Here is a 26,801-nt window from a genome sequence, read left to right as displayed (position 1 = left end):
GTAGCTTCCTTTGGTAGCATCTTGCAACCAGCGTGAGAGTGGAGGACGGCATGGTGGCAAGGACGCGCTTCAACGACAGCGACTGTCCCGTCGCGCGGTCAGTGGACGCGATCGGCGACTGGTGGTCTCTCCTGATCGTGCGGGATGCCTTCGACGGGTGCCGTCGCTTCGGGGAGTTCCAGCGCAACCTCGGCGTGGCAAAGAACATCCTCACCGCGCGCCTGCGCGCCCTGGTCGCCGGCGGTGTCCTCGAATCCGTCCCCGCTTCGGACGGCAGTGCCTACAGCGAATACGTACTGACCCCGAAGGGCAAAGCCCTCTTCCCCGTCATCGTGGCGCTGCGGCAGTGGGGTGAACAGAACTTCTTCGCCCCCGGCGAACCGCACTCGCAGATGGTCGACAGCCGACAGGGACACCCCCTTCGCCCCCTGGAAGTCCGGTCGGCGGACGGGCGACTGCTGAACCCCGACGACACCACCGTCCACAAGGTCTCCACCCGGTGATCTGAGCCGGAGGAACGGCGTCGGCTCACCGATCCCTCGCATGTCCGTCATTCCGACTCCCGCAGCCGGGTGCACCTGCTGCCCAGACCCGTCAACTGCGTGCCCTGCACACCGTCGTGCGTGACCGTGACGCCCGTCGCGAGGACTTCGTCCGGTACGCACGCAGGATCATCCGCCTCCTCCTGGAACACGCCCTGGACCAGCTTCCGTTCGAGGAGCACCAGGTACGCACCCCGGTCGGCGAGAGCTACCCGGGGCTGAGGTTCACACCGAAGCTGTGCGCGGTCCCCGTCATCAGGGCCGGGGAGAGCACGGAGGCCGAGCGTCATGTGCTGCTCCTGGAGCCGATGCTCGCCACCGGGGGGGGTCGGCCAACGCGGCCGTCGGGGTGCTGCTGAAAGCGGGCGTGTCCGAGGAGAACATCGTCCTCGTCGACTTCCTCGCTGCGCCCGAAGGCATCCGGACCGTCCATGGCACACACCCCCTCGTCCAGATCGTCACCTCCTCCATCGAGGAACGGCTCAACGAGCACGCGTTCATGATCCCGGGCATCGGGGACTTCGGGGACCGCTACTTCGGCACGCCGGACGCCGGGGCGGGTGCGACGAGCACCGTCTGCCATTCGCGGTCAACCGCGGGCGGGCGGACCGGTGCGCGGTTCCTTTCCGCAGGCGCACTCCCCCGCGTCCCTCCGCAGGCACGCGCTCGCCGGTGTGCCGGTTCAGCCGGTGGAGGCGTTCGTCAGGTCGATGACCAGCCGGATGACGACTTCGCCGTCCACGGTGCGGGTTCGCTCACGGACAAGGCGGTTGAGGTGGCGCACTGCGGTTCCGGCGGGAGCACGCGAGTGAGGGGCGGGTCGGCGGTGGCGTCGGTCCACAGGGCTTCGGCGGCGGCCAGGAGCTGGGCGTCGGTGACGCCGCGGTTGCCGCTGAGGGTGAGGAGCGGGCCCCGCCGGGTGAAGGCGGCGGCGGCCGGGGGCCGGGGGCCGCCGGTGTTGGCGCGGCGGACGCCCTCCTGTCCGATGAGGGTGATGGAAGGTCACCGACGGGTTGGGCCCCGAGGAATCCGCAGTATCCGCATGGATGAATACGAGAGTCCGCCAGTGGACCGCCGGTTCGTACACTGCGAGGGTGGAAGACCATACGGCCACCAGGATCGAGGCACGTCCGGCGCCCGCCTTGCGGCGGTACGTCGGCTCGTATGTCGGTTTCGATCTTCGTGGGTTCCCGGCGGGGGTGCACTGCGGTCCGCCGGGACGTGTGCTTACTGCGGTGATCAGTCTGTCCGGCCCCTTAAAGGTGTCGGCGGGCGTCGACGACGGGTCGCCGGTCTCCCGCTTCGGCAGCGTGGCCGGCGGTCTGATGCGCCGGTCCGTCGCGATCCGCCACGACGGACGCCAGAAAGGCGTGAAGGTGTCGCTGACACCGCTCGGGGCCCGGGTCGTCTACGGCGTTCCCGCCGCTGATCTCGCCCACCGGCTGGTCCCGCTCGACGAGCTCCTCGGGGCGCTCGGCGTCGAGCTGGTCGACCGGCTCCTCGCGGCGACGACATGGGCCGCGCGGTTCGCCGCGCTGGACGAGTTGCTTCTGCGAGCAGTCGCCCGCAGTGCCGGCGGCGACCGCGTGTCCCAGGTGCGCCCCGAGGTGGCCGAGGCCTGGCGCCGCCTCTTGGCCGCGCGGGGCCGCGTCCAGGTCGGGGCGGTCGCCGCAGAACTGGGCTGGAGCCGCCGGTACCTCACCGAGCGGTTTCGCGATGAGGTGGGCCTGTCGCCGAAGACCTTCGCCCGGGTTCTGCGCTTCGAGCACGCGCACGAGCTGGCCACCGCGCACGATCCGCTTCCGTGGGCCGCTGTGGCCACCGTCTCCGGCTACGCCGACCAGGCCCATCTCGTCCGGGACTGGAGCGAGTTCACGGGCCGGTCGCCGACAGCATGGCGTCGAGGCGAAGTCCTGCTCGGGACCGGGTAGTCGCCGACCGGCTGCCCATCGCGCCGGTTCCCGTTCCCTTTTCTTCAAGACCATCCGGTTGCCGTCCTGTGACGATCGTCGGCATGAGACTCGTCAATCACGAACCCCATGCCATCGACCTGCGGACCACCCCCGTGCACCTCGGGCTGGGGTCCAGAGCGAAACCCGTCGAGGGCTTCGCCTGGGACCCTGAGGTGCTCCACGCCTACAGCGCCGCGGTCGCGGCGGACGGCGCCGAGGGCCGGATGGTGACGATCTTCGACGGCGACGGCCCCGGCGACCACTGGGAGCGCCACCCCGCCGGCGACGAACTGGTCGTCTGCCTCAGCGGGTCGGTAACGGTCACCCGCGAGGTGGACGGAGTGCCCGACCGGGTCGCGCTCGGGCCGGGCGAGGCCACCGTCAACCCGGCCGGGACATGGCACGCGGTCGACATGGCGGGGCCGGCGTCCATCCTGACCATCACCGCCGGCCTCGGCACCGACCACCGTCCCCGGTCCGAAGCCCGACCGACCGAGCACGCCGGCACGTCCGGCCCCCGAACACCGTGACGACCCGTGTCGCGTGCCTCGGCGACAGCCTCACCCGCGCGCAGCTCAGCGTCGACTACCTGGACCTCCTCGAACGACGCCGCCCTCCCGGCGACATACGGCTCGCCCGCTTCGGCGTCAACGGCGACTTCGCGTACAACCTCTCGCGGCGCCTCGATGCCGTCCTCGCGGACCCGCCCGACGTGATCACCGTGCTGATCGGGACCAACGACGCCCGAGCGAGCCTCGCGGACTACCCCGTCGAGCGGGCCATGAAGCGCAAACGACTCCCCGAGCGCCCGTCGGCCGACTGGTTCCAGCAGTGCCTGGGAGCCGCCGTCGAACGGCTGCGGACACAGACCGACGCGACGATCGCTCTGCTGTCCCTCCCCGTCCTCGGCCAACAGCTCGACGGAGCCGCGGCGCGGGCGTCACAGGCGTACAGCGGCATGATCGCCGAGGTCGCCACCACCAACAAGGCGGCCTACCTCCCGCTCCACGAACGCCAGACCGAGGAACTACGCCGGGCGGACCCGCCGCCGATCCCCTACCGGGACCCGACGCCGGCGGCGAGCGTCAGCGTCCTCGTCCGGCGCTCCGTGCTGCGCCGCAGCCTCGACACGATCTCGCGGCGCCGAGGTCTCGTGCTCACGACCGATCACATCCACCAGAACAGCCGCGGCGCCGCCCTCGTCGCCGAGGTCATCGACACCTGGCTCACGGCCCGCAGCGCGTAGCCGGTTCCGGCGGCGGCCCCTTTCCCGCGCATTCGGTTCCCACTCTTTCCGGGGCAGGCAACGACGAACGTCCTCGGCAACCACGACGAACCCACCACCCGCCGGCTCAACGAGACCGGCGGGACCTGGAGCCGATACGCCGTTGGGGATCACACACGGTCACCGGCAGGTTGGGTTCCACGGGGAACCGGTGACAGGTGATCACGAGAGTCCGCCAGTGCCAAAGCCCTTGCCCGCCGCGAGCCGGTCTTCCGGCGTGATCTGCCCGAGCGGTGCCGCTGTCCGGCCCTCGGGTGGGTGGTCGCCGTCGTCTCGTCTCCTTCGCGGCCCCGGCCGGGGCCGCCGGGGCAGCGAAGGAGCAACGTGCAGGAAGCCCCTTGTCCGCGGTCTCATCATGGCCGGGTCAAGGAGAAACGTGGCCGTGGTCGGGCAGTAGCGGAGGTGGGCAGGGGGTCAGGTCGGGTTCGCGGTCGGGCCGGCCACCCTGGACGAGGGAGCCCGGTTTGGCCTTTTCGGTCCCGATTCGCCGGTTTCGGCCCGAGGGGAGATTTCTCTGGCCCCTGTCCAGAGGCCGGCGGGCCGAACCTGCTGGGACGTCGCCGTGACCGGCACGGCACCCGTACGTCAGGAGTTCGCCGTGTCCCCGATCGTTCCCTTGTTGCCCTTGTTGCCCTTGCTCCTCGGGCGTTTCTGATGGCTCTTGGACGGTGTCGCGGAGCCAGCGGTGATCGCTGCGACGGTGGGGGTGCCGTTGGGCCTTGCCCCCGGTTCGCGACCGGGGGATGTTCACAGCTTTTGGGTTCTGGCACAGATCAAGGTCTGTGCCAGAACCCACGACCCGTGAACAAAGCCAACCATCCACGGATGACGGAACACCCCTCACCGATACACGGCTGAGCGGTTGCCGTGGGGTGCCTGACACACGGATGAGATCAACCGGAAGCTCCCCGAGTTCAAGATCATGCCCACGCGGAACGGCCCGATGCCGTTCCTCCGTACATGCCCGCCCGGCCTCATGTCCGGCGGGGAACGAACGGGAGTCACACATGCGCAAGTGGATGAGCCGAAGGACGGCCGCCGTCCTGACGACCGGGGCCGTGGCGATCACGACCGTGGTCAACGCCTTGCCGGCACAGGCCATCGTCGGGGGTACCGAGTCCGCCCAGCCGTATTCGTTCATGGTCTCGCTTCAGTACGACGCTCCCCGCCCGGACGGACACCGGTGCGGGGCCGCGCTCATCGCTCCGCAGTGGGCGGTGACCGCGGGGCACTGTGCCAACTCCCCGACGGGCGCGAAGGCGGGCGTTCCCCGCGGCTGGAAGGTCCGCGTCGGGTCGCTGGACGTCACCAACGGCGGCGAAGTCGCCGAGGTCGACAGGTTCTACCGGCGTCATGCCACCTACGACCCCCCGGGCGAGGACATCGCGCTGCTGCACCTGCGCAACCCGGTGCAGGCCAAGCCCGTGCGGGTGGCCGGGACCACGCCTGCCGTGAAGACGCCCGTCCGCATCCTCGGCTGGGGCCCGTCCTCGGAGGACTGCGAAGACTTCGACGACTCCACGTGCTTTTCCAGCAGGCTGCGCGAGGCCGAGACCGAGGTCGTGCCGGACAGTGAGTGCTGGGACGAGGGCGACGCCACTTCGACCTTGTGCATCGGCCGCCTCACTCCTCCTGTCGGGCCGGGGACGACGGACTCCGGAAGTCCCGCCCTGGTGCGCGCGGGCAGCGAGTGGGAACTGTCGGGAGTGGTCACCGGTGCCAGCGCCAAGGGCGCCAACTTCCCCGGTCTGTACGTCGATGTCACGAAGAACTCCGCCTGGATCAACGGTATCGTGAGCGGCACCGACGTACCGCCGTTCGACCCGGTCCCGAACGTGGAGGGCGCGGCCAAGGTGGGCGACTGCCTGGGTTCCGTGGTGCGCACCCCCACCGCGCGTCCCAAGGACCCGGCGCTGGTGCTGACCAACGGGCACTGCGTGCCGAGCGGCCGGCCCGCGCCGGGGAAGGCGCTGGTGGACCGGCCCGCCGATCTGAAGAAGCCGGTCACCATCGCCGACACCACCGGCTACACCCGGACCAGCGCCCGCGCGACCCGGCTGGTGTACGCGACGATGACGGGCACCGACATCGCGCTGTACCGGCTGGACAAGACCTACGCCCAGTTGGCCGCGGAGGGTGCGAAGGTCTTCCGGCTGTCCACCGTCCCGATGCGCAAGGGTGACCGGCTGACCATGGCCCACGGCTTCCACCGTCCGTCGTGCACGGTGGAGGCCGTGGTGCCGCACCTGCGGGAGGACGGCCACCAGCAGGACCGTGCGGTGCGCTACGCCACCGGCGGCACCTGCGTCAGCAGGCCCGGCTACTCCGGCACCGCACTGCTGGCGCCCGACGGGAACACGGTCGTGGGCATCAACAACACCCACAACCGCGACGGCGAGCAGTGCACCGACAACAACCCCTGCGAGGTCGGCCGGGACGGATCCGTGACCGCGGTGAAGGGCCGCGGTTACGGCCAGCAGGTCCATCAGATCGCTGCCTGTCTCACCGGGGGCTCCCGGTTGAAGCTGTCCCGCCCGGGCTGCACGCTGGCCAGTGCCACGTCCCCGCCGTCCACCGCCGCGACCGGCACGGGGCAGCCGTGACCACGGCCTTCGGCCCGGTCGCCGGCGTCCGGGTGGCGCCTCGCTCGAAAGCCGGGCCGGCCACATCGTGGTCCACAGCCTCCGGCTGACGTGCAGCGTGAGTATCCCGAGGGCCAGCCGCATCCCCCTTTGACCTGCGGATTCGGGTTGGCGGAAGCTCAGTGGCATCGGCGGGTCCCGGGCTGACCAGCAGGAGTCGCCTCCCGCATGGCTGCGACGGCATGCAATGGCGGGGACCCCACGTGCCGTAGATCTGCAGCCGTCCGTCACCGGTCTTCTTGGTGCCGGTCCCGCCGCACGTCAGCTACTCGCTGCAGTCCTCTCGTCTCCCGAGGGGAAACGCCACGTACGTGGGGCCGAGTAGCTGTGCCGTCTCCACTTGGCCCGGTACGGGTTGGCACGGATCCGGACCGGCGGGCCGGTGGCGGGTGAGGAGGGAGGTCGCAGGGCCGGCACGGCCCAGGCAGGCCTGGCGCAGGTGCCGATCCGGTTCGTCTCCCGGTCTCGATGACGGCCGCCCCGGGACCGTGCCGGGTCCGTCAGGCGTGCGCGGCCGCCTCCAGGGGGCTCAGGGCGGCGGCCCTGCGGGCGGGGACGGCGGCCGCGAGGACGCCGGTCGCCAGGGAGAGCAGGCACACCAGGAGCAGTGTTCCCCAGGGCAGGGCCAGGGTGTACTGGTCGATGGCGCCGTTGGCGAGGGAGCCGACCGCCCAGGCGGCGAACAGACCGCCCGCGAGGCCGAGGAGGGTCCCGAAGCCGGTGACGGTCAGGGCCTCCACGCGGATCATGCGGCGGATGCCGGCGCGGTCCATGCCGAGGGCGCGCAGGGCGCCGATCTCGCGGGTGCGTTCGGCGACCGACATGGCCAGCGTGTTCACGATGCCGAGCGCGCTGATGACGACGCCGATGCCGAGCATGCCGTACATCACGTGCAGCAGGTCGCCCATGGTGCCCGCCGCCTCGCGGACGAGCTGGTCCCGGTCCTGCACCGTGAGCAGGGGGTTGTTGCCCACGGCGGTGCGCAGCCGGGTCTCCGGCGCCGCCGCCGGGCCGTCGGTGCGCAGCAGTACGCGCTGGACGGAGCCGGGCAGGAAGCTGTTCGCCGCGACCTCGGCACGGCTGCCGAGCGTGTCGCGGGCGACCGGGTTGTCCTTGTAGACGCCCACGACCCTGTACGGGGTGAACTGCCCCGCGCGGCCCAGCCGGACGTTCAGCAGGCCGCCGGTGGTCACCCCGTGTTCCCGGGCGATGGAGGTGGAGATGGCGATCCGGCCCGGGGCCAGCTCCTCGGCGGAGCCGGAGACGAAGTCGAGCTTCATGGTGTCGCGTACGGCGGCGGGGTCGACGCCGGAGATCCGGCGGACGCCGCTGCCGGTGAACAGGGTCGAGTCGGTGATCGGGTGCGCGGCACGTACACCGGGGGTGTCGGCCAGCCGTCGTACGGCACCGGGGTCGATGCCCGTCGTGGTGGAGCGGGTGCTGACGACGTAGTCGGCGCCGAGCCCGGCCGCGGCCCGGCGGTCGAGGGCCTGCCCGGTGGAGTGTCCGATGACGGCGAGACCGGTGACGAGGCCGGTACTGATCAGCAGGGTGGCGGCGGTGGCCGCGGTGCGGCGCGGGTCGCGCAGGGCGTTTTCGCGGGCGAGGCGGCCGGTGACCCCGAGGCGCCCGGTCAGCCGTCCCGTCAGCCGGATCACCGGGGCGGCCAGCAGCGGAGCCAGCATGATCAGGGCGGCGGCGAACAGGCCGCAGCCGGCCATCGCGTCACGCAGGTTCTCCTCCGAGGCGTCCTGGGCGCCGCTGAGGGACACCAGCCAGCCGGCGCCGAGGACGAGGAGGGCGAGGCCCACTGCGCCACGCAGCCGGAACCGCTGTGCCACGGGCGGTTGTTCGGCCGTGCGCATCGCCTCCATGGGCGAGGTCCTGGCGGCCAGGCGGGAGGGCAGCCACGCGGCGAGCACGGTGACGCCGACCCCTGCACCGAGCGCCGCCGCGACCGGGCGTGGGCCGATCACCAGGGGGCCGGTGGGCAGGGCGCTGTCGCCGCCGCCCAGGACGTGGGGCAGCACCGCCGCGATGCCGAGCCCGAGCAGGAAGCCGGCCACCGAGGCCACCAGACCGACTGCGAGGGCCTCCAGGAGGACGGAGCGCGACACCTGGCGGCGCGAGGCGCCGACCGCCCGGAGCAGCGCGGTCTCGCGGGTGCGCCGTTTCACGAGCATGGTGAAGGTGTTGACGATGAGGAACGAGCCGATGAAGAGCGAGACTCCGGCGAAGACCATCGGCACCTTCTCGTAACCGCGGGTCAGGGTGTCGACGAGGACGGCCTGTTGGGCAGCCTGGGCCTGGCCCGTGGTGGCCTCTGCGCGGTCGGCGGGCAGCATGGCCGTGACCCGGTCGGCGAGTTCGGAGGCGGTGGTGCCGGGCGCGGCGGTCAGGTCGACGCCGGTGTAGTGGCCGGGGGCCGAGAACAGTTGCTGCGCGGTGGTCTTGTCGAAGAGGGCGAGGGTGCCGCCGGCGGTGACGCGGGTGTCGTCGGTGGTGACGATGCCGACCAGCCGCTTGGTCATGACGGGGCCGTCCGTGGCCAGGGTGACCGTGTCACCGATGCGGAGGCGGCCCGCGGCGGCGGTGCCGCGGTCCACGGCGATCTCGCCGCCGTTGGCGGGAGCGCTGCCCTCGGCCAGCGGGTACCGGCTGTCCTTGCCGTCCCTGCCGGGTATGTACGCGCCGGCCAGGTGGGACCAGGCCCGGTCGGCCCGCAGCGGGCTGCCGTCCGCCGCGTTCAGGACGGCCGAGCCGTCGACCGACGGGCGTGCGGCGGCGACGCCGGGCACCCGGGCCAGTTCCGTGACGAGCGTGTCGTCGAGCACGCCGACGCGCGGCCTGCCGTCCGTAGCGGGGCCGGGGGCCTTCTCGGTCACGGTGACGTCGATCCCGGCGAAGGTCTTTGACACGGCGGCGCGATGGGCGGCGGCGGTGGAGTCCGCGAAGACGAGGGTGCCGCTGACGAACGCGACGCCCAGGCAGACGGCGAGGACGGTCATGGCCAGCCGGGCCCTGTGGGCCAGAAGGTTGCGCAGGGCTGTTCTCAACATGGGATGTGCGGGCTTTCCGGGAGGTCTTGGGGAGCTCGGGGACGTCCCCGGGCGGTGCGGGACGGGCGGCGGGAGTGCGGCTCAGCCGCCGTGGGAGCGGGAGCCCAGGCTCTTCATCAGGTCGAGGACGCGGTCCGGGGTGGGCCGGGCCAGCTCTTCGACGAGGCGCCCGTCGGAGAGGAACACGACGCGGTCGGCGTAGCCGGCGGCCACGGGGTCGTGGGTGACCATGACCACGGTCTGTCCCAGCTCGCGCACCGAGTGGCGCAGGAAGCCGAGGACCTCGGCGCCGGCGCGTGAGTCGAGGTTCCCGGTGGGCTCGTCGCCGAAGACGATCGCCGGGCGGGAGGCCAGGGCACGGGCGACGGCGACGCGCTGCTGCTGGCCGCCCGACAGCTGGGCGGGCCGGTGGCCCAGACGGTCGGAGAGGCCGACCGTGGAGACGACCCGGTCCAGCCACGCCGGGTCCGGGCGGCGTCCGGCGATGTCCATCGGCAGGGTGATGTTCTCCAGCGCGGTCAGCGTCGGCAGCAGGTTGAACGCCTGGAAGACGAACCCGATCCGGTCCCGGCGCAACCGCGTGAGCTCCCGGTCCCCGAGGCCGGCGAGTTCGGTGGTGCCGACGCGCACCGACCCGGACGTGGCGGAGTCGAGTCCGGCGGCGCAGTGCATCAGCGTGGACTTGCCGCAGCCCGACGGACCCATGATCGCGGTGAACTCGCCCTCCCGGAAGGCGATGTCGACCCGGTCCAGGGCGACCACCCGGTTGTCGCCGCTGCCGTAGACCTTCGTCAGGTCGGTGGTGGCGGCCGCGATGCCGGTCGTCGGGTGCGGGGGCAGGAGGTCGGCGGTCATGGGGCTCCTCTTCTCGTACGGAAAGACGCACGTGAAGGGTGTCCGGGGAACGTATCGGGACCTGGTCCGTCGCGTATCGGTGGCCGCTCGGGCGTGCGGCAAGGGCGTAGCGGGCCGGACACGGGAAAGGGCCTCCCCGCGGTCCGCGCGTCGAGAGCGCGGGCAGCAGGAAGGCCCTGAGGGGGTGCCGCCCCTACCGGCGCCCGCTCAGCGCGACGACCCTGCGGGCGAGCGCGCCGACGGCCAGGAGCGTCCCGCCGAGGAACAGCCCGATCGCGCCGAGCACTCCGGCGGGCTGTCCCGTCTCGCCCGCCGCGGTGTTCGCGGTGAGGCCGCCGATGACGAGCAGCAGGGACAGGACGGCGGTGAGCGCACCGGTGCCCAGGGCCCCGCGGGACAGGGCGGCGGTGCGGAAGGACGGGTTCATGGTGGCCTCCTCGGGATGGGTCCCGCACCGGGTACGGCATGGGACGCGGTGTCCTTCGAAGGGTGGCGGAGCAACGTATCGGGTTCTGAGCCGCCGTGCATCAGTGCCCGCTCCACCGCGTACCGGCCCCGCGTCCGTTCGTCACGCGGGCAGCCGCAGGGTGGCGACGGCCCCTCCGTCCGGGGCGTTGGCCAGCAGCAGTTCGGCGCCGAGGACCCGGGCCTGGCCGAAGGCGATGGTGAGCCCCAGGCCGTGACCCGAGCCGCGTTCCCGGGCTCCTGTGTGGAAGCGGCGCGGGCCGTGGAGCAGCAGGTCGTCAGGGAAGCCGGGACCGTGGTCACGGACCACGACCGTCGGCCCGTCGACGGTGACCCGGACCGGGCCACATCCGTGACGGTGGGCGTTGACGACGAGGTTGGCGACGATCCGTTCCAGGCGGCGCGGATCGGTCTCCACCGTCCGCCCGGAGCCGTCGGCGGTCCCTGCGGCCTCCGACAGGTCGCGGACCTCGGTGGCGAGACCGGTGCGGGCCGCCGCCTCGGCGACCACGGCGCCGAGCGGCACCCGGACACGGACCGGTTCCTCCGCCCCGGCGTCCAGGCGGGAGATCTCCAGGAGGTCCTCGACGAGGTCGCGCAGGTCGCGCACCCTCGCCCGCAGCAGGTCCTCGGTCTCGCCGGGCGGCAGGAGGTCGACGGCGGCGAGCAGTCCTCCGACGGGGGTGCGCAGCTCGTGGGCCACGTCCGCGGTGAACCGGCGCTCGGTGCGCAGCCGCAGCGCGAGGCTGTCGGCCATCCGGTCGACGGTCGCGGCGATGTCCGCGACCTCGTCACGGCCCTTCGTGGGTCCCGTGCGGGCGTCCAGGTCCCCGGTGGAGATCCGCGCCGCGGTCGCGGCGACCCGGCCCAGTCTCCGGGAGAGGAGTCCCGCGCCGTAGACGGCCAGGGGAACGGCGGCCGTGAGCGCGACGAGCGAGGCGACCGCCATGGCCGCGTCGAGGCGCGACAGGTTGGCGCGGTCCGGGTTCAGGTTGATCTGGACGGCGAGGACCGGGCTGCCGGGGCCGCCGGTGCGCTGGGCCCCCCAGACGCTCGGCCCGACGTTGCCCTCGACGTGCCCGTCGTAGAGCGGTGCCGTCGGTCGTCGGCCGGGGCCCGCAGCGCGGCGGGCAGACCGCCGGGGTCGAGCTCGGCGCCGTCGGTGAGGACGCCGGTGCGGCAGTAGACGTCCATGGCCCCGTACAAGGTGTTCAGCGCCCGCGCCTCCCCCCGGCTGCGGATGTCCTGGGCGGTCCACAGGTGCACCAGGACACCGACCGCCGTCACCACGAGCAGGGCCGTGGCCCCGGCGAGCGCTGCGATCTTCCGCCGCAGCGAGGTGCGGCCCGCCCACGGCCCGCAACGGGGACGCACGATCACCGCTGGAACTTGTACCCGAAGCCCCGGACCGTCTCGATCCGGTCGCGGCCCACCTTCCGGCGCAGCCGCTGCACACACAGGTCCACGACGCGGCTGTCCCCGTCCCAGCCGTACTCCCACACGTCCCGCAGGAGCGTGTGCCGCTCCAGCACGACCCCGGGGTGGGCGGCGAACTCCAGCAGGAGCTTGAGCTCCGTCGGGGTCAGTGCCACCGGCCGGCCGGCGAGGAACACCTCCATTCCGGCGGTGTCGATCCGCAGGTCCCCGAACTCCAGCACGTCCCCCGCGGCCGGCCGGCCCTCGCCCGGCGCCGGACCGCCCGGAGGAGCGGGCGCGTACGTGGCACGCCGCAGCAGCGAACGCATGCGGGCCACCAGGACGTACGTCTCCACCGGCTTGGCGACGTAGTCGTCCGCCCCGGCCTCCAGCCCGGCGACCACGTCGAGCCCGTCGCCGCGGGCGGACATCATCAGAACCGGCACCAGACTGGTCTCCCGGACCCTGCGGCAGAGCCCGATCCCGTCGAGGCCGGGCAGCATCACGTCGAGGATCAGCAGATCGAATTCCTCCTCGCGGAAAACCTCCAGCCCCGTGAGCCCGTCGGCCGCCGCACGCACCTGGTAGCCGTAGCGCTCCAGGGCGACGGAGAACGACCGGCGCATCAGGTCGTCGTCCTCGACGAGGAGCACGCGGGCGGTCTGCGCGGAGGAGGCGGGCGAGGACAAGGGGGGCTCCTGTTCGGGCGGTGGTGGACGGGCGGACGGCCCGACGCCCCGCCCCGGCGCGCGGACGACCGTCCCACGACCGAAACGATACGGCAGACAGCGCCCGAATTGCCGCGTTCGCCGACCGGGCCCCGGCCCGGAGGCACACCCGAGTGCCAGCCGATACACAGCGGATACAAACCCCGGCTCCCAGGGGAGGCGGGAGCCCCCGCTACGGCACGGGTCGGATCCGTGCGGCCGACCCAGCGGTGCGTCTCCCGTGACACCGGCTTCCCAAGGGCCCGGTGAAGCCGACCTGCGGATGTGCCGTGCCACCAGCGGAGCGGGGGTGACGCGACAACCGTCGGACACTGCCTCCTCGCCCGGCACCACAACGCCCGGCACTCCTGACCGCCGAGTTCGTCCCTTCCGGCTCCTCGCCTCTGTCCAGCACGTCCGCGCCGGGCGGCGCCACGTGCCACGAACTCACCGAGTCACGCGGCGCTGCGCCTCGCCCAGGACGCGGTCCGGGGCGTGGGTCCCCGCCCCGGTGGTCATGGTGGCCTCCCGTTGCTCGGCGGCGGAGTCGCAGAACGCGATCCGTGCGCGGCGCGGGCCGTGCTGCGGGGCCGTCAGGCGACGGGACGAGGTCCGGGCCCTCGACCGCCCGCACTCAGCGCGAGATCGATGCCGAGCGCCACCAGCGGCTCTCCGGCCGCGAACCCGACCTGCTCGGCCACTGGACCTTCGACGGGCCGAGCAGTCCGCCGTGCCCGATCGAGGGCTGCCAGACAGCGGTCCCGCAGGAGTCGCTGAACCTGTTGGGGGGCCTCACCGTCGAGGTGTTCGTCCGGATCGACCGGACCGGAGCCCCGATGAGCCTGCTCGCCAGGGGGGCCGTCGTCGACGGCGGACAGGCCGGTGTCCCCTACCAGTTGAGTGTGCCGGCCGACGGGCGGCTGGAGTTCGCGTTCGCCGTAGACCGACGGCAAGGCCGTCGGCTACGCCTCCCACCGGCCGGTGCGGGCCGGCACCTTCCAGCGGATGGCTGTCGTCCGGGAACGGCACAAGCCCGACGCCACAGCTGCCGGACGCCGGGGCACGTCACCGCACTTGGAAACCGACACACCTTTGGTTAGGTTAGCCTCACCTAAGAACGACGGAGAGCGTCTCGGCGGTGCCAACCCTTGGGGGCGGTGTCTCGTCCGGACAGCGTGCGGTCCAGTGCCCGCGACCACCCGCGCGCCAGGCAGTTCGGAGCGCCTTCCGCATCCGATTCCGTCGCCGTTCCCGACCCGAGGCAGAGCCGTGTCCATTGAATTGCCGCCGTCCGCCGCCCCGCGATCGTCCTACCCGGTCGACGTGCTTCCCCCTGCGGTGCGGCACCGCCTGCGGGAACTGACGCAGGCTCCCGTGCCGGTTTCCGCCTACGTCTACGACGGGAACGTCGCCGTCGCTCGCGCGCGGGAGCTGCGCCGCGCTCTCCCGGACTGGGCCGCCGTCCACTACGCCGTGAAGGCGAACTCCTTCCCCGGGGTCGTCCGCGCGCTGGCCCCGCACGTCGACGGCTTCGAGGTCGCCTCCTGTACGGAGCTCGAACTCGCCGTGTCGGCGAAGCCGGTGGCGCGCGGCGTGCCCGCTCCCGTGGTCGCCGCGGGTCCCGCGAAGTCCGTCCCCGTCCTCACCGCCCTGGTCCGGGCCGAAGTCGAGGCGATCAACGCCGAGAGCCTGCTCGAACTGCACCGGATCAGCCGGATAGCCGTCGCCGAAGGCATCCGCGCCAGGGTGGCGCTCCGCGTCAATCCCGCCGCCCTTCCCGTCACCGGGTCGCTCCACATGGGGGGAGTCCCCTCGCAGTTCGGGGTCGCCGAGCCCGACGTGCCGGGCGTGCTCCGCGAGGCCAGGCGGCTGCCCGGCCTGGACCCGGTCGGCTTCCACATCCACGCCGCGTCCAACAACCTTGACGCCGATGCCCATGCGGCGTACCTGCGCTGGTGCGTCGAGTGGAGCCTCAGGACCGCCGTGGACAACGGAATCGACCTGCGCCACATCGACATCGGCGGCGGCATCGGAGTCGCCTTCGAGGGCGAGAAGCCCTTCGACATCGCGCGCTTCGGCGAGCTGGCGGCGGCCGTCGAGGTCCCGGCGGGCGTCAGGGTCGTACTGGAGCCCGGCCGCTTCCTGGTCGCCGACTGCGGCTGGTACGCGGCCGAGGTGACGGACGTCAAGGAGTCGTACGGAGAGACGTTCGTGGTGCTGCGCGGCGGCATCAACCACTTCCAGCTGCCGACCTCCTGGGACATCGTCCACAACATGGCGGTGCTGCCCGTGGCGGACTGGCCCGAGGGTCTTCCCCGCCCGTGCGCCGAAGAGACACGCGTGACGGTCGTCGGCGAGCTCTGCACCCCGGAGGACACCCTGCTGCGCGACGTCCGGGTGGACCGGGTGCGCGCCGGTGACCTGGTGGTCTTCCCGTACGCAGGGTCCTACGGCTGGGAATTCGCCATGCACGGCTTCCTCGGCCATCCCGTCGCCGAGCGCCATCTGCTCTGAGGCACGCCGGGCCGCACGGGACTCCGGCCCCCGCACCGTCCAGCCGCTCGCCCCCGCTCCCTCTCCCCTGGTTCCCCCTGCTCTCCCCTCCCCTCCCTGGAGCCGTACACCATGACCGTGCACCCCGCCGAACGCACCGGCACCGAACCCCTCGACACCGGTCGCACCGCCGGCCCGGCCGACGCCATTCTGGAACGGCAGCGCGCCCGGGAGTCCTCGGCCCGCACGTATGCCCGGTCGTTCCCCATCGTGCCGGCCCGCGCCCAGGGCATGACCATCGAAGGGGCCAACGGCCGCCGCTATCTCGACTGCCTCTCCGGAGCAGGCACCCTGGCGCTCGGTCACAACCACCCGGTCGTCACGGAGGCCCTCCGGCGGACCCTCGGCAGTGGTGCGCCGCTGCACGTCCTGGACCTGGCCACGCCGGAGAAGGACGCGTTCACCGACGCGCTGTTCGCCACGCTGCCCAGCGGTTTCGCGGACAGGGCCCGCGTCCACTTCTGCGGGCCCGCCGGAACCGACGCGGTGGAAGCCGCGTTCAAACTGATGCAGACCGCCACGGGGCGGCGCGGCCTGGCCGCGTTCACGGGTGCGTACCACGGGATGACCGCGGGGGCCCTGGCCGCTTCCGGCGGTGTCACCACCAAGCAGCCGGTCCCGGGGATCGCCGCGGACGTGACCCGGCTCCCCTACCCGTACTCCTACCGCTGCCCGTTCGGCGTCGGCGGGGAACGCGGAGCCCGGCTGTCCTCGGTCTACACCGAACGCCTGCTGGACGACCCGAACGGCGGGGTCGTCCCGCCCGCCGCGATGATCCTCGAAGCCGTGCAGGGCGAGGGCGGCGCCGTACCGGCTCCCGACGCCTGGCTGCGCGACATGCGCCGCATCACCTCGGAACGCGACATTCCGCTGATCGTCGACGAGGTGCAGACCGGTGTCGGGCGCACGGGCGCCTTCTGGGCCGTGGAGCACAGCGGGATCGTGCCGGACGCGATGGTGATGTCCAAGGCGATCGGCGGCGGCCTGCCCCTGGCGGTACTCGTCTACCACGAGGACTACGACGGCTGGCTGCCCGGCGCGCACACCGGCACCTTCCGCGGCAACACCCTTGCCATGGCGTCCGGTACGGCGACCCTGCGCCACGTCGTCGAGGAGGGCCTGACCGACCGGGCCGCCGTGGTCGGCGCCCGGATGACGGAGCGGCTGAACGCCCTGCGCGGGGCGCTCCCCGCGATCGGCGACGTGCGCGGCCGGGGTCTGATGATCGGCGTCGAGCTGGTCGACCCCGAGGCCGAGCCGGACTCCTGCGGTGCGCGCCCCGCCGCCCCGCAGGTGGCCGTGCAGGTCCGGGCCGCCTGCCTGGAGCGCGGTCTGATCGTGGAACTGGGCGGCCGCTACGACTCGACGGTCCGGCTGCTGCCCCCGCTGGTCATCACCGACGAGGAGGCCGAAGCGGTACTGGACCGCCTCGCCGACGCCATCGCCGCGGTGACGGCCCCTCAGGGCCGGGGCGTGCGGGCATGACGGAGGAGAGTCACGGCCGGGCGACGGCCGACAGGGGGCTCGGCACGGCCCGCGAGCCGCACGACGAGCGGGGAGGGCCCGGGCGGCCGGACCCCGGACGGAGGCATCCGGGACAGCCGGAGCCCGTATCCGCACGCGGCGTCCCGCGCCCCGGGGAGGCGCCCCGGGGCGGCATCGGCGCCGTTCCGCGCACCGCACTGTCCGGTGCCCCAGGAGGGCCCGCCGTCCTGGAGCCGCTGGTGCACACCGTGCTGGAGGCCCTGACCAAGGGTGCGGCGCGGCGCGGCGGGCCCGTGCCCGCCGGCGCCCCCGGTGAGCTGGCCGCGCGGTTCGCCCGGGAGTTCGCCGAGGCGGAGGGCGACGGTGCGCTGCGGCAACTGACCGAACTCCTGGCGTACGGCAGCGCCGACCCCGCCGACCCGTCCTGCGCCGCGCACCTGCACTGCCCGCCGCTGGCCGTCGCCGTCGCCGCCGACCTCGCGGTGTCCGCCGTCAACCCCTCCCAGGACTCGTGGGACCAGGCGCCGGCCGCGACCGCGGTGGAGACCCTGCTGCTCCAGGAGCTGGCCCAACTCGTCGGGTACGAACCGGCGGAGGCCGCCGGAGTGCTCACCTCGGGCGGCACCGAGTCCAACCTGATGGGCCTGATGCTGGCCCGCGACCGGGTGCTGGGCGGTGCGCTCCGGCGGCAGATCGAGCTGAGCGGCGTACCCGGCGCCGGGCCGCGCCCGCGGATCTTCGCCTCCGCCGCCGCGCACTTCTCCGTGCAGCGCTCGGCCGCCCTGCTCGGGCTCGGGGAGGACGCGGTCGTCTGCGTGCCGGTCGACCGCGAACTGCGCATGAGGCCCGACGCCTTGGCGTCGGCGCTCCGCGACTGCGTCGCGCGCGGTGAGCTGCCGGTGGCCGTCGTCGCCACCGCCGGAACCACGGACACCGGGGCGGTCGATCCGCTGCGCACCTGCGCGGCGCTGGCCGCCGAGTTCGGCGCCTGGCTGCACGTGGACGCCGCGTACGGCGGCGGCGCGCTGCTCTCGGACGAACTGGCACCGCTGCTGCGCGGCATCGCCCTCGCCGACTCCGTGTCCCTGGACTGGCACAAGCTGGGCTGGCAGCCGGTCGCCGCGGGCATCTTCCTCGTCCGGCGGGCGGAGACCTACGCCTCGCTCGCCCGCCGGGCCGTCTACCTCAACCCCCAGGACGACGAGGAGGCGGGCTACCCCAGCCTCCTCGGCCTCTCGCTGCGCACCACCCGCCGCGCCGACGCCTTCAAGATCGCCGTCACCCTGCGCACCCTGGGCCGCGAGGGCCTGGGCCGGCTCGTGGACGCCTGCCACGCGCTGGCAGTGGGCGGCGCGGAGCAGGTGCGGGCCCGTCCCCGGCTGGAGCTGCACTCCGTACCGGTACTGTCCGCCCTCCTCTTCCGCTACGTGCCCGAGGGCGCCGACCCCGCGCACACCGACCGCGTGAACGCGGCACTGCGCCGCCGGCTGCTGCGAGAGGGCCGGGCGGTCGTGGGCCGTACCGAGCTCCCGGGCCGGGGCCCGGGCCGGGTCCGGCTGAAGCTGACGCTGCTCAACCCGCACACCACTCCGGCCGAGGTCGAACGCCTGCTGGACGCGGTCGTCGCGGCCGGGCTCGCGGAGGAGGAGGACCGGTGAACCGGACCAACGACCACCACGTCCGTACGGCGGTCCCCTCGGAGGCCGGCTCGGGCGCGCAGGGCCCCCTCGGCCCCGACCCGCTCGACGATCCCGACGCCCTGCGCGCCGCTGACGCCGCGGCGACGGAGACCCTGCTGCGTGCCTACGTACGGGAGACCGGCACCGAGGTGCCGGCCACCGGGCGGACCCTGCTGCTCGGCCTGCCCGCCAGCCGCCTCACCCTGCGGGTGCCCGTGCGCTACCGGTCGGCCACCGGCTGGCACCGCTTCGGGCCCCCCGCCGTGGTCACCGGCGACGACAGCGAACCACTGCCGGCCGACGCCTCGCTGGTGGCGGCGGCGCTGATCCGGCAGACCACGCTGGGGCGCGGCGTGCTCCCGCACCACGGGGGCGACGCCGTGGCCCGGGTGCTGAACTCCGCCCGCCGCACCGCCGCGCACCTCGTCCACCGGCGCGCCGAGGGCGGCGGGCGGGGGCCGACCCCGTTCCTCGACAGCGAACAGGCGCTGCTGCTGGGCCATCCCTTCCACCCCGCGCCCAAGAGCCGGGAGGAGGCGTCGGACACCGAGCTGGAGGCGTACTCGCCCGAACTGCGCGGCTCCTTCCCCTTGCACTGGTTCGCCGCCCACCCGGACGTCGTCGTGGGCGGCGGCGCGGACGGCCGTCCGCCGGCGGACCTGCTGCGTCCGCTCGCCGCCGGACTCGAGGTGCCCGACGGCATGGTCGCCGTGCCCGCGCACCCGTGGCAGGCCAGGGAGGTGCTGTCCCGGCCGGAGGTCGCCTCCCTGCTCGACGCCGGTCTGCTGCGTCCGCTCGGTGCGGCGGGCCCCGACTGGTACCCCACGTCCTCCGTGCGCACCGTGCACCGGCCGGACGCCGAGGTGATGCTGAAGCTGTCCCTGGGCATGCGGATCACCAACTCCCGGCGCAACAACCTGCGCGGCGAGATGCGTCTGGGCGTACGGGCCGCGCAGTTGCTGGCGGCGGGCCCCGGCCAGTGGCTGCGGGCCGAGCACCCGGAGTTCGGCATCCTGCGCGAGTTCGCCTGGATCTCGGTCGGCGCCGAAGGGCCGGAGACGGGTCTGGAGACCGCGATCCGGGACAACCCCTTCCGGGGCGGCGGCGACGGCGCCCCCGAAGGACTGTGCGTGGCGGGGCTGCTGGCCGAGCGCACCGGCCCCGGCGACGGCACCCCGCCACGTCACCGCGCCCTGCTGGGCGAGGCCGTCGAGCGCGCCGCGCGCGCCCTCGGCGTCCCCGTGCCCGAGGCGTCCGAGCGGTGGCTCACCCGCTACCTCGACGTCCTGGTCGTCCCCCTGGTCCGCCTCCACGCGAAGTACGGCATCGCGCTGGAGCCGCACCACCAGAACACCCTGGTGGCCCTCGACGCCCACGGGCTGCCCCGCGCCGGCTGGTACCGCGACAGCCAGGGCTACTACCTGGCCGCCTCCCGCGCCGACGCCGTCGAACGGCTTCTGCCTGGCGCCACCGGCGGCGTCGAGCTCGTCTTCGACGACGCCTTCGTCGACGAACGGGTGGCCTACTACCTCGGCATCAACAACCTGCTCGGCCTCGTCGGCGCGTTCGGCGCACTCGGCCTGGCCGACGAGCGCGCCCTCCTCACCACCGTGCGCACCGCCCTGGAGCGGCTGCGCGCCGCCGAGCCCGGCGCCGGGGGCCTGCTCGACCTCCTGCTCGACGCACCCGTACTGCGCTGCAAGGGCAACTACCTGACCTGCGTGGACGGACTCGACGAACTCGTCGGCGACGTCCACACCCAGTCCGTCTACATCGATCTCCCCAACCCCCTCACGGAGGCCCAGCGGTGACCGCTCCCCCGTCTTCCGACGACCGGAACCTGCCCTACGACCTGGTCGGCGTCGGCATCGGCCCGTTCAACCTGTCCCTGGCCGCGCTGGCGGACTCGGTACCCGGCTTCCGCACCCTCTTCCTGGACGCCAGGCCCGCCTTCTCCTGGCACCCGGGCCTGCTGATGGAGGGCACGACGCTCCAGGTGCCGTTCCTCGCGGACCTGGTCACCATGGCCGACCCGACGAGCCCCTGGTCGTACCTGAACTACCTCCGCGCCCACGAGCGGATGTTCAAGTTCTTCTTCTCCGAGCGCTTCCACATCCCGCGCCGGGAGTACGACCACTACTGCCGCTGGGTCGCCGAGCGGCTGCCCTCCTGCCGCTTCGACGCCCGGGTCACCTCCCTGGAATGGGACGAGGGCGCGGACGCGTTCGCCGTCGTGCACCGCTCAGCCGCCGGCGCCGAGACCCGCGTCCTGGCCCGTCAGGTCGTACTCGGCGTGGGCACCGCCCCCGTCGTCCCCGAACCGCTGCGCCTGCTGCTGGCCGGCGACCGCACCGGCCGGGTGCTGCACAGCGCCGACTACCGCACCCACCGCGCCCGCCTCGCCGCCGCAGAGGACGTCACGGTCATCGGCTCCGGCCAGTCCGGTGCCGAAGTCGCCCTGGACCTGCTCCGCCACCAGGACGGCGAAGGGCGGGGCGGCCCGCACGTGCGCTGGTTCGCCCGCACCACCGCCTTCGCCCCGATGGAGTACTCCAAGATCGGCCTGGAGCACTTCACCCCGGACTACATCCGCTACTTCCGCGCGCTGCCCGAGGTCACGCGCGAGCGGCTGGTGCGCGAGCAGTGGCAGCTCTACAAGGGCGTCAGCGAGGAGACGCTGGGGGAGATCTACGACGAGCTGTACGAGCGCACCATCGGCGGCGGCGAACCCCGCGCCACCCTCCAGCCCGGCGTGGAACTCGTCGCGGCCCGGGCCGAGGGCGACGGCTACCTGCTCACCTGCCGCACCCAGCAGCAGGACACGCTCTTCGAGGTGCGCACCTGCGCCGTCGTCTCGGCCACCGGTTACACCGCGTCCCGCCCGCAGTTCCTGGAGCCGATGGGCGACCTCGTCGACTGGGACGACAGGGGCCGCTACCGGATCGACGGCGAGTACCGGGTCGCGCTCGACCCGCGCGTGCGCGGCACGCTCTACGTCCAGAACGCCGAGATGCACACGCACGGCGTCGGCGCTCCCGACCTGACCCTCGGCGCCTGGCGTGCCGCCACCATCCTCAACACCGCCGCCGGACGCGAGATCCTGCCCCTGGCGCCCCGCCAGGCGTTCACCACCTTCGGCGCACCGCGGCCGCCCGTGCCCGCCGGGCCTGTGGAGGTCCCGGACGAGGCGGCCGCCGAGACCCCGGCCGGCACGCCGCGATGACGGTCGCGGGGAAGTCCGCGCCGCCCCCGGGCGGCAGGACGCGCCACGCCAGGACGGTGCTCATCTCCGTCATCGGCCTCCACCTGGTGGCCGAGACGGCACTGACGCCCTTCCTGCCCCAGCTCTTCGCACGGCTGTACGGCATCGAGGACCCCGGGGCGACCGGACTGTACATCTGGATCTGCCGGGTCGCCGGGCTGGCCGCGCTGCCGCTGTGGGGGCTGGCGGCCCGCCGCTGGCCGCTGCACCGACTGGTGCTCGCCGGGCTCTGCGGGACGGCCGTCCTCGACCTGCTCCTGGGCATGGCGCCCAGCTATGCCGCGTACACGACCCTGTCGACGCTCATCGTGACGACCAACAGCGCGCTGCTGCTGGCCTATCCGGCGTTCATCGCCGAGTACGGCGACGCGTCGCAGGACGGGGAGCGGGCCCGGCTGACCGGCGTCTGCACGCTGGTGGTCGTCTTCCACCTGTCCGTCGTGGTCTCGACGACGGTGGGCGCCGGAGTGCTCGCGCTGCCGGAACCCCGCATCGGCATCTCGGCGTTCGCGGTCCTGGACGCGCTGCTGGCCGTGTTCACGTACCGGATTCTCGGCGGCCGCCGCGACGGGGAGCCCACCGCGCCGGCCGCGGCGCCCGCGGCGTCGGCCGTCGGCGGGCACGGGCCGCCTGTGCCCGCCGGCGCCGGGCCTTCCGCCCCGGCCGTTCCCGTACCGGCCGCCTCCACCGGGCGAGGGGCGTCGAGTCGCCTGACCCGGTTCACGGTGCTCGCGTACGCGGCGCTGATCGGCGTCGCCTTCGACTTCTCCGTCAACGTCGCCCGGCCGTTCTTCACCGAGTTCTCCGAGGGCCTCGGCAGCGGTCCGGCGGGGTCGGCCGTGCTGTTCTTCCTGCCGAGCGTGTCCGCGCTGGCCGTGCTGCCGCTGGTACGCCGCTGCCACGACCGGTTCGGCGACCGGTTGCTGCCGCTCGCCCTGGCCGCGGCGGCGGCCGGGACGGCCTGGTCGTGGCTGGCCGGTTCCCTGCCGGGACTGGTCGGCGGCAGGCTGCTGTTCGGTGTCGGACTCGGCCTCGGCCACGTGGCGGTCGAGCTGCGGATGTTCCGCGCGACCGGCACCGAGGGGCCCGCGTTCACCGCGGTGGAAACGGTCCGCTCGGCCGGTCTGCTCGCCGCACCGCTGGCGGCCACGGCCGCCGTCTCCCACGACCTGGCACTGCCGCTCGCCGTGGCGGCCGCGGTGCAGCTCTGCGCCGCCGCCCTGTCGGTACGGCGCTTCGGGAACGCGGCCCCGGAACCGGGGGCGGGGCGACCGGAGCGTACGCCTTCGGGGGCGCCGGCCCCGGGCGTGCCCGCCCCGACGGCGCCCGGCTCGCGTGTGCCCGGCCCGGACGGACACGCTGCGGGCCCGCCCGCCCCGGCGGGGTCCGGCCCGGGGCCGCTCCCTCCCGGGACGCCCGGCTCACGTGCGTCCGCTCCGGGCGGGCGCGACCCGGCCGCGCCCGCCGCCCCCGTGACCGTGCACGACGCGGCCCCGGCGCCACGGGACGAGGCGAAGGCGGCCTCCACGTCCGTGCTGCTGCGGCGGCGCCCCGCTCCCCTCACCGCCCCGGCCCCGCCCCCGTACTCCGAGGAGAACCACCGATGAACCGCACCACTCGCGACGCCTGGGCCCAGGCGGGCCGGCGGCTGCTCGTCAAGGCCGTGGAGGAGTTCGCCTACGAGGAGCTGCTCGTCCCGGCGGCGGACCCGGCGGCCGGCGTCCCCGGCGCGTACCGGCTCGACCTCGCCGACGGGGTCCACTGGACGTTCCGGGCGACGCGCGGCACCTTCGGCACCTGGCGGCTGCTGCCCGACACCCTCCAGCGGCACCCGGCGCCCGCCGACGGCAGCACCGCAGGCCCCGAACAGCTGCTGCTCGACGCCCGGCCGGTACTCGGCTGGGACGGCCCCACCACCGCCGAGGTGCTGCGCGAACTCACCGCCACCCGGCGGGCCGAGACCGAGGTCCTCTCCCGCGCCCTGCCCGCCGCCGCACTCGCCGACCTGGACCACCTCGACCTGGAGGCCCACCAGGACGGGCACCCGTGCATGCTGCTCAACAAGGGGCGCCTCGGCTTCTCCGCCTCGGACGCCGCCGCGTACGCCCCCGAGGCCGCCGGTTCCGTGCACCTGCTCTGGGCCGGCGTCCACAGCAGCCTCGCGTCCTACTCCGGGGTGCCCGGCCTCGACGAGGACACCCTGCTGGCCGAGGAGCTCGACGAGGACACCCGCGAGCAGTTTGGGGCCGCGCTCCAGGAGACGTGCGCCGGAACCGGCTTCGAGCCCGCCGACTTCCGGTGGCTGCCGGTGCACCCCTTCCACTGGGACGAAGCCGTGGCGACCCTCTTCGCCCCGTATCTCGCCGACGGCCGGATCGTGCTGCTCGGCGAGGGCCCGGACCGCTACCGGCCGCTCCAGTCCATCCGCACCCTGGCGAACCTCGACCACCCGCACCGCCGCAACGTCAAGGTGCCGCTGCTCATCCGCAACACCCTCGTCTGGCGCGGTCTGTCGACGGAGCCCACCGAAGCCGCCCCCGACGTCAGCGCCTGGCTGCACGCCGTCCGCGACGCCGACCCCTACCTCCGCGACGAGCTGCGCTTCCACCCGCTCGGCGAGGTGGCGGGCGTGGCCGTGCACCACCCGCTGTACGAGGCGGTCGAGGACGCCCCGTACCGCTACCACGAACTCCTCGGCGCGGTCTGGCGCGAGCCGGTCGCGGCGCTGCTGGGCGAGGGCGAACAGGCCCGCACCATGGCCGCCCTGCTCAAGACCGGATCGGACGGCCGCGCCCTGGTGAGCGAACTCGTCGACAGGTCCGGGCTCTCCCCGCACGCCTGGCTGGAGCGCTTCTTCGGCGCCCTGCTGCCCGGCCTGCTGCACAGTCTCTACCGGTACGGCGTGGCCTACTGCCCGCACGGCGAGAACACGGTCGTCCTCTACGACGCCGCCGACACCCCGATCGGCATCGCGGTCAAGGACTTCGCCGAGGACGTCAACCTGCTGCCCGGCAGCCACCCGGAGTACGCCGGGCTCTCCGCGCGCGCCGACGCGCTGCTGCTGCGCTGGCCGGCGGGCGAGCTGGCCCACTCGCTGCTCAGCGCGGTCTTCGCCGGGCACTTCCGGTTCTTCGCCCCGCTGGCCGCCGAACACCTGGACGTGTCCGAGGAGGAGTTCTGGGCGATGGTCCGCGCAGAGATCGGGCGCTACCACGCCCGCTTCCCCGAACTGGCCGACCGGTACGACGACTTCGGCCTGCTGGCCGCCGAGTTCGACCGGGTGGCGCTCAACCGTGAGCAGCTCCTCGGCGGCGGCTTCCACGACCGCGCCGAGAAGGACGAAGGCTTCGACCTGGTCCACGGCACCCTCCGCAACCCCCTCGCCACCCCGACCGCCGCCTCCGGTGCGCCCCGGGCCCCTCAGGAACACCAGGAGCAGATATGACCGACTCGCCGTACGAAGAACTCCGCGTCGCAGCGGACGAGGGACGCGTCGAGGAAGTCGTCGTCAGCGTCCCCGACCTCCAGGGCAGGCTCCAGGGCAGCAGGCTGTCCGTGCCGTACTTCCTGGAGGAGGCCGCCGGGAACGGCTTCGGCGCCTGCGTCTACCTCCTCGCGTCCGACGTCGAGATGGGCACCGGACCCGGTTACGCGATCGACGCCTGGCAGAGCGGTTTCGGCGACTTCGTCCTGCGGCCCGACCCGGCGACGCTGCGCACCCTCCCCTGGGACCCGGGCACCGCGCTCGTCCTCGCCGACGCCGTCTGGCCGGGCGGGACGCCGGTCGAGGTGGCCCCGCGCCAGGTCCTGCGCACCCAGCTCGACCGGCTCGCCGAGCGCGGCCTGACCGCCTTCGCGGGCACCGAGCTGGAGTTCCTGGTCTTCCACGAGACGTACCGCCAGGCCTGGGACCGCCGCTACCAGGGCCTGGAGACCGCGACCGCGTACAACGTCGACTACTCCCTCCAGGGCCTGGCCGGGATCGAACCCGTGGTCCGCCGCATCCGCCGGGAGATGGGGGGCGCCGGGCTCCGCATGGAGACCGCGAGGGGCGAGTGCCACGCCGGCCAGTACGAGATCGTCTTCCGCTACGACGAGGCGATGACGACCTGCGACAACCACGTCGTCTTCAAGAACGGCGCGAAGCAGATCGCCGCCCAGGAGGGCGTCGCGCTGACCTTCATGCCCAAGTACGACGAGGGCGAGGGCAACTCCTGCCACATCCACCTCTCGCTGCGCGGCGCCGACGGTTCCGCCGTTCTCGCCGACCCGGCGGCGCAGGACGGCATGTCCGAGCTGATGCGCCACTTCGTCGCGGGCCAGCTCGCCTGCCTAGCCGACTTCGCGCTGCTGATGGCGCCGAACATCAACTCCTACAAGCGCCTCCAGCCGGGCGCCTTCGCCCCCACCGGAGTCTCCTGGGGCCGGGACAACCGCACCTGCCCGGTGCGCGTCGTGGGCTCCGGCCACTCCCTGCGGATCGAGCACCGGGTGCCGGGCGGCGACGCCAACCCGTATCTCGCCGTGGCCGCCGCGGTGGCCGCCGGCCTGTACGGCATCGAGCACCGCCTCGAACTCCCGGCGCCGCACACCGCCAACGCGCTGGCCGACCCGTCGGTGCGGAGGCTGCCCCGCACGCTCACCGAGGCGCTGCACCGGTGGGAGAACAGCGAGCTCGCCGCCAAGATCTTCGGCGAGGCCGTCGTCGGTCACTACGCGCAGGCCGCCCGTACCGAACTCGCCGCCTTCGAGACGGCGGTCACCGACTGGGAGCGGGTCCGGGGCTTCGAACGCCTGTAGGGGGCGCCCGCGCCGCCGGGCGCCCCTGTCGGAGTCGTCCGGCCGCCGCACCGGACCACTCCGGCAGGGGTGCGGCGGCCGGGGGCCCGGCCGGTGGGC

General features: G+C 73.6%; 19 protein-coding genes and 1 pseudogene. 14 read left to right on the top strand and 6 right to left on the bottom strand.

The window, feature by feature from the left end; all coding sequences use genetic code 11:
* Nucleotides 1-50: 50 nt before the first annotated feature.
* From ACIP93_RS17280 to ACIP93_RS17255, 6 genes and pseudogenes are all read left to right on the top strand, one after another.
* Complete coding sequence (locus ACIP93_RS17280; protein ID WP_345218963.1) at nucleotides 51-503, top strand: helix-turn-helix domain-containing protein; 453 nt, start codon at nucleotides 51-53, stop codon at nucleotides 501-503.
* Nucleotides 504-598: 95 nt separating this feature from the next.
* Nucleotides 599-1,101: pseudogene (locus tag ACIP93_RS17275) on the top strand (uracil phosphoribosyltransferase); the annotation flags it as partial.
* 535 nt (nucleotides 1,102-1,636) lie between these two features.
* Nucleotides 1,637-2,473 (top strand): helix-turn-helix domain-containing protein, encoded by an 837-nt coding sequence (locus ACIP93_RS17270; protein WP_401759663.1) that lies wholly within the window; start codon nucleotides 1,637-1,639, stop codon nucleotides 2,471-2,473.
* Between the two features lie 83 nt (nucleotides 2,474-2,556).
* On the top strand, nucleotides 2,557-3,024 hold the full coding sequence (locus tag ACIP93_RS17265) for a cupin domain-containing protein (protein WP_345218961.1): 468 nt from the start codon (nucleotides 2,557-2,559) through the stop codon (nucleotides 3,022-3,024).
* Nucleotides 3,021-3,740 (top strand): SGNH/GDSL hydrolase family protein, encoded by a 720-nt coding sequence (locus ACIP93_RS17260; protein ID WP_401759659.1) that lies wholly within the window; start codon nucleotides 3,021-3,023, stop codon nucleotides 3,738-3,740. Before ACIP93_RS17265 ends, ACIP93_RS17260 begins: the two co-directional genes overlap by 4 nt.
* A gap of 1,046 nt (nucleotides 3,741-4,786) precedes the next feature.
* Nucleotides 4,787-6,382, top strand: coding sequence for a trypsin-like serine protease (locus tag ACIP93_RS17255; protein WP_401759656.1), 1,596 nt, complete (start codon nucleotides 4,787-4,789; stop codon nucleotides 6,380-6,382).
* Between the two features lie 539 nt (nucleotides 6,383-6,921).
* Here ACIP93_RS17255 and ACIP93_RS17250 read toward each other — a convergent pair.
* The 6 genes from ACIP93_RS17250 to cseB form a co-directional block, all read right to left on the bottom strand.
* Nucleotides 6,922-9,480: an ABC transporter permease gene (locus tag ACIP93_RS17250; RefSeq protein ID WP_401759653.1), complete on the bottom strand. Its 2,559-nt coding sequence runs from the start codon at nucleotides 9,478-9,480 to the stop codon at nucleotides 6,922-6,924.
* Between the two features lie 81 nt (nucleotides 9,481-9,561).
* On the bottom strand, nucleotides 9,562-10,335 hold the full coding sequence (locus ACIP93_RS17245) for an ABC transporter ATP-binding protein (RefSeq protein WP_401759650.1): 774 nt from the start codon (nucleotides 10,333-10,335) through the stop codon (nucleotides 9,562-9,564).
* Between the two features lie 193 nt (nucleotides 10,336-10,528).
* A complete protein-coding gene (locus ACIP93_RS17240) occupies nucleotides 10,529-10,762 on the bottom strand; it encodes a hypothetical protein (RefSeq protein WP_401759647.1) in 234 nt (77 codons plus the stop codon).
* 141 nt (nucleotides 10,763-10,903) lie between these two features.
* A complete protein-coding gene (locus ACIP93_RS17235; protein ID WP_401759645.1) occupies nucleotides 10,904-11,749 on the bottom strand; it encodes an ATP-binding protein in 846 nt (281 codons plus the stop codon).
* 38 nt (nucleotides 11,750-11,787) lie between these two features.
* Complete coding sequence (locus tag ACIP93_RS17230) at nucleotides 11,788-12,180, bottom strand: hypothetical protein (protein WP_401759642.1); 393 nt, start codon at nucleotides 12,178-12,180, stop codon at nucleotides 11,788-11,790.
* Nucleotides 12,177-12,842: a two-component system response regulator CseB gene (cseB, locus tag ACIP93_RS17225; protein WP_401759781.1), complete on the bottom strand. Its 666-nt coding sequence runs from the start codon at nucleotides 12,840-12,842 to the stop codon at nucleotides 12,177-12,179. Before cseB ends, ACIP93_RS17230 begins: the two co-directional genes overlap by 4 nt.
* Before the next feature lie 1,350 nt (nucleotides 12,843-14,192).
* Here cseB and ACIP93_RS17220 point away from each other — a divergent pair.
* From ACIP93_RS17220 to ACIP93_RS17185, 8 genes are all read left to right on the top strand, one after another.
* Nucleotides 14,193-15,437, top strand: coding sequence for a type III PLP-dependent enzyme (locus tag ACIP93_RS17220; RefSeq protein ID WP_401759639.1), 1,245 nt, complete (start codon nucleotides 14,193-14,195; stop codon nucleotides 15,435-15,437).
* A gap of 111 nt (nucleotides 15,438-15,548) precedes the next feature.
* Entirely contained in the window at nucleotides 15,549-16,961 is a 1,413-nt protein-coding gene (locus tag ACIP93_RS17215; RefSeq protein ID WP_401759636.1) for a diaminobutyrate--2-oxoglutarate transaminase family protein, read from the top strand.
* Nucleotides 16,958-18,619, top strand: coding sequence for a pyridoxal phosphate-dependent decarboxylase family protein (locus tag ACIP93_RS17210; protein ID WP_401759633.1), 1,662 nt, complete (start codon nucleotides 16,958-16,960; stop codon nucleotides 18,617-18,619). The genes ACIP93_RS17215 and ACIP93_RS17210 overlap by 4 nt, the downstream gene beginning before the upstream one ends.
* Nucleotides 18,616-20,451, top strand: a complete 1,836-nt coding sequence (locus ACIP93_RS17205; RefSeq protein WP_401759630.1) for an IucA/IucC family protein — start codon at nucleotides 18,616-18,618, stop codon at nucleotides 20,449-20,451. The genes ACIP93_RS17210 and ACIP93_RS17205 overlap by 4 nt, the downstream gene beginning before the upstream one ends.
* The gene (locus ACIP93_RS17200; protein WP_401759627.1) at nucleotides 20,448-21,863 is read left to right on the top strand and encodes a lysine N(6)-hydroxylase/L-ornithine N(5)-oxygenase family protein; all 1,416 of its coding nucleotides are present in this window, start codon (nucleotides 20,448-20,450) and stop codon (nucleotides 21,861-21,863) included. The genes ACIP93_RS17205 and ACIP93_RS17200 overlap by 4 nt, the downstream gene beginning before the upstream one ends.
* Nucleotides 21,860-23,509 carry a hypothetical protein gene (locus ACIP93_RS17195; protein ID WP_401759625.1) on the top strand — a complete coding sequence of 550 codons (1,650 nt, stop codon included), beginning with the start codon at nucleotides 21,860-21,862 and terminating at the stop codon, nucleotides 23,507-23,509. The genes ACIP93_RS17200 and ACIP93_RS17195 overlap by 4 nt, the downstream gene beginning before the upstream one ends.
* A complete protein-coding gene (locus ACIP93_RS17190; RefSeq protein ID WP_401759622.1) occupies nucleotides 23,506-25,347 on the top strand; it encodes an IucA/IucC family protein in 1,842 nt (613 codons plus the stop codon). Before ACIP93_RS17195 ends, ACIP93_RS17190 begins: the two co-directional genes overlap by 4 nt.
* On the top strand, nucleotides 25,344-26,702 hold the full coding sequence (locus ACIP93_RS17185) for a glutamine synthetase family protein (protein WP_345218944.1): 1,359 nt from the start codon (nucleotides 25,344-25,346) through the stop codon (nucleotides 26,700-26,702). The genes ACIP93_RS17190 and ACIP93_RS17185 overlap by 4 nt, the downstream gene beginning before the upstream one ends.
* Nucleotides 26,703-26,801 lie beyond the last annotated feature (99 nt).

It is taken from the genome of Streptomyces sp. NPDC088745, from assembly GCF_044751045.1.
GTDB classification, from domain to species: Bacteria; Actinomycetota; Actinomycetes; order Streptomycetales; family Streptomycetaceae; genus Streptomyces; species Streptomyces cremeus.
The sequence above is the reverse complement of the archived record's forward strand: the minus strand, read 5'-3'. Positions and strand labels throughout refer to the sequence as shown.

What these genes read in the sequence shown, in the direction of transcription:
- ACIP93_RS17280 (WP_345218963.1), top strand. Translation starts at nt 51, where the DNA reads ATGGTGGCAAGGACGCGCTTCAACGACAGCGACTGTCCCGTCGCGCGG.
- ACIP93_RS17265 (WP_345218961.1), top strand. Translation starts at nt 2,557, where the DNA reads ATGAGACTCGTCAATCACGAACCCCATGCCATCGACCTGCGGACCACC.
- ACIP93_RS17255 (WP_401759656.1), top strand. Translation starts at nt 4,787, where the DNA reads ATGCGCAAGTGGATGAGCCGAAGGACGGCCGCCGTCCTGACGACCGGG.
- ACIP93_RS17250 (WP_401759653.1), bottom strand. Translation starts at nt 9,480, where the DNA reads ATGTTGAGAACAGCCCTGCGCAACCTTCTGGCCCACAGGGCCCGGCTG.
- ACIP93_RS17245 (WP_401759650.1), bottom strand. Translation starts at nt 10,335, where the DNA reads ATGACCGCCGACCTCCTGCCCCCGCACCCGACGACCGGCATCGCGGCC.
- ACIP93_RS17240 (WP_401759647.1), bottom strand. Translation starts at nt 10,762, where the DNA reads ATGAACCCGTCCTTCCGCACCGCCGCCCTGTCCCGCGGGGCCCTGGGC.
- ACIP93_RS17235 (WP_401759645.1), bottom strand. Translation starts at nt 11,749, where the DNA reads ATGGCGGTCGCCTCGCTCGTCGCGCTCACGGCCGCCGTTCCCCTGGCC.
- cseB (WP_401759781.1), bottom strand. Translation starts at nt 12,842, where the DNA reads ATGCGCCGGTCGTTCTCCGTCGCCCTGGAGCGCTACGGCTACCAGGTG.
- ACIP93_RS17215 (WP_401759636.1), top strand. Translation starts at nt 15,549, where the DNA reads ATGACCGTGCACCCCGCCGAACGCACCGGCACCGAACCCCTCGACACC.
- ACIP93_RS17210 (WP_401759633.1), top strand. Translation starts at nt 16,958, where the DNA reads ATGACGGAGGAGAGTCACGGCCGGGCGACGGCCGACAGGGGGCTCGGC.
- ACIP93_RS17195 (WP_401759625.1), top strand. Translation starts at nt 21,860, where the DNA reads ATGACGGTCGCGGGGAAGTCCGCGCCGCCCCCGGGCGGCAGGACGCGC.
- ACIP93_RS17190 (WP_401759622.1), top strand. Translation starts at nt 23,506, where the DNA reads ATGAACCGCACCACTCGCGACGCCTGGGCCCAGGCGGGCCGGCGGCTG.
- ACIP93_RS17185 (WP_345218944.1), top strand. Translation starts at nt 25,344, where the DNA reads ATGACCGACTCGCCGTACGAAGAACTCCGCGTCGCAGCGGACGAGGGA.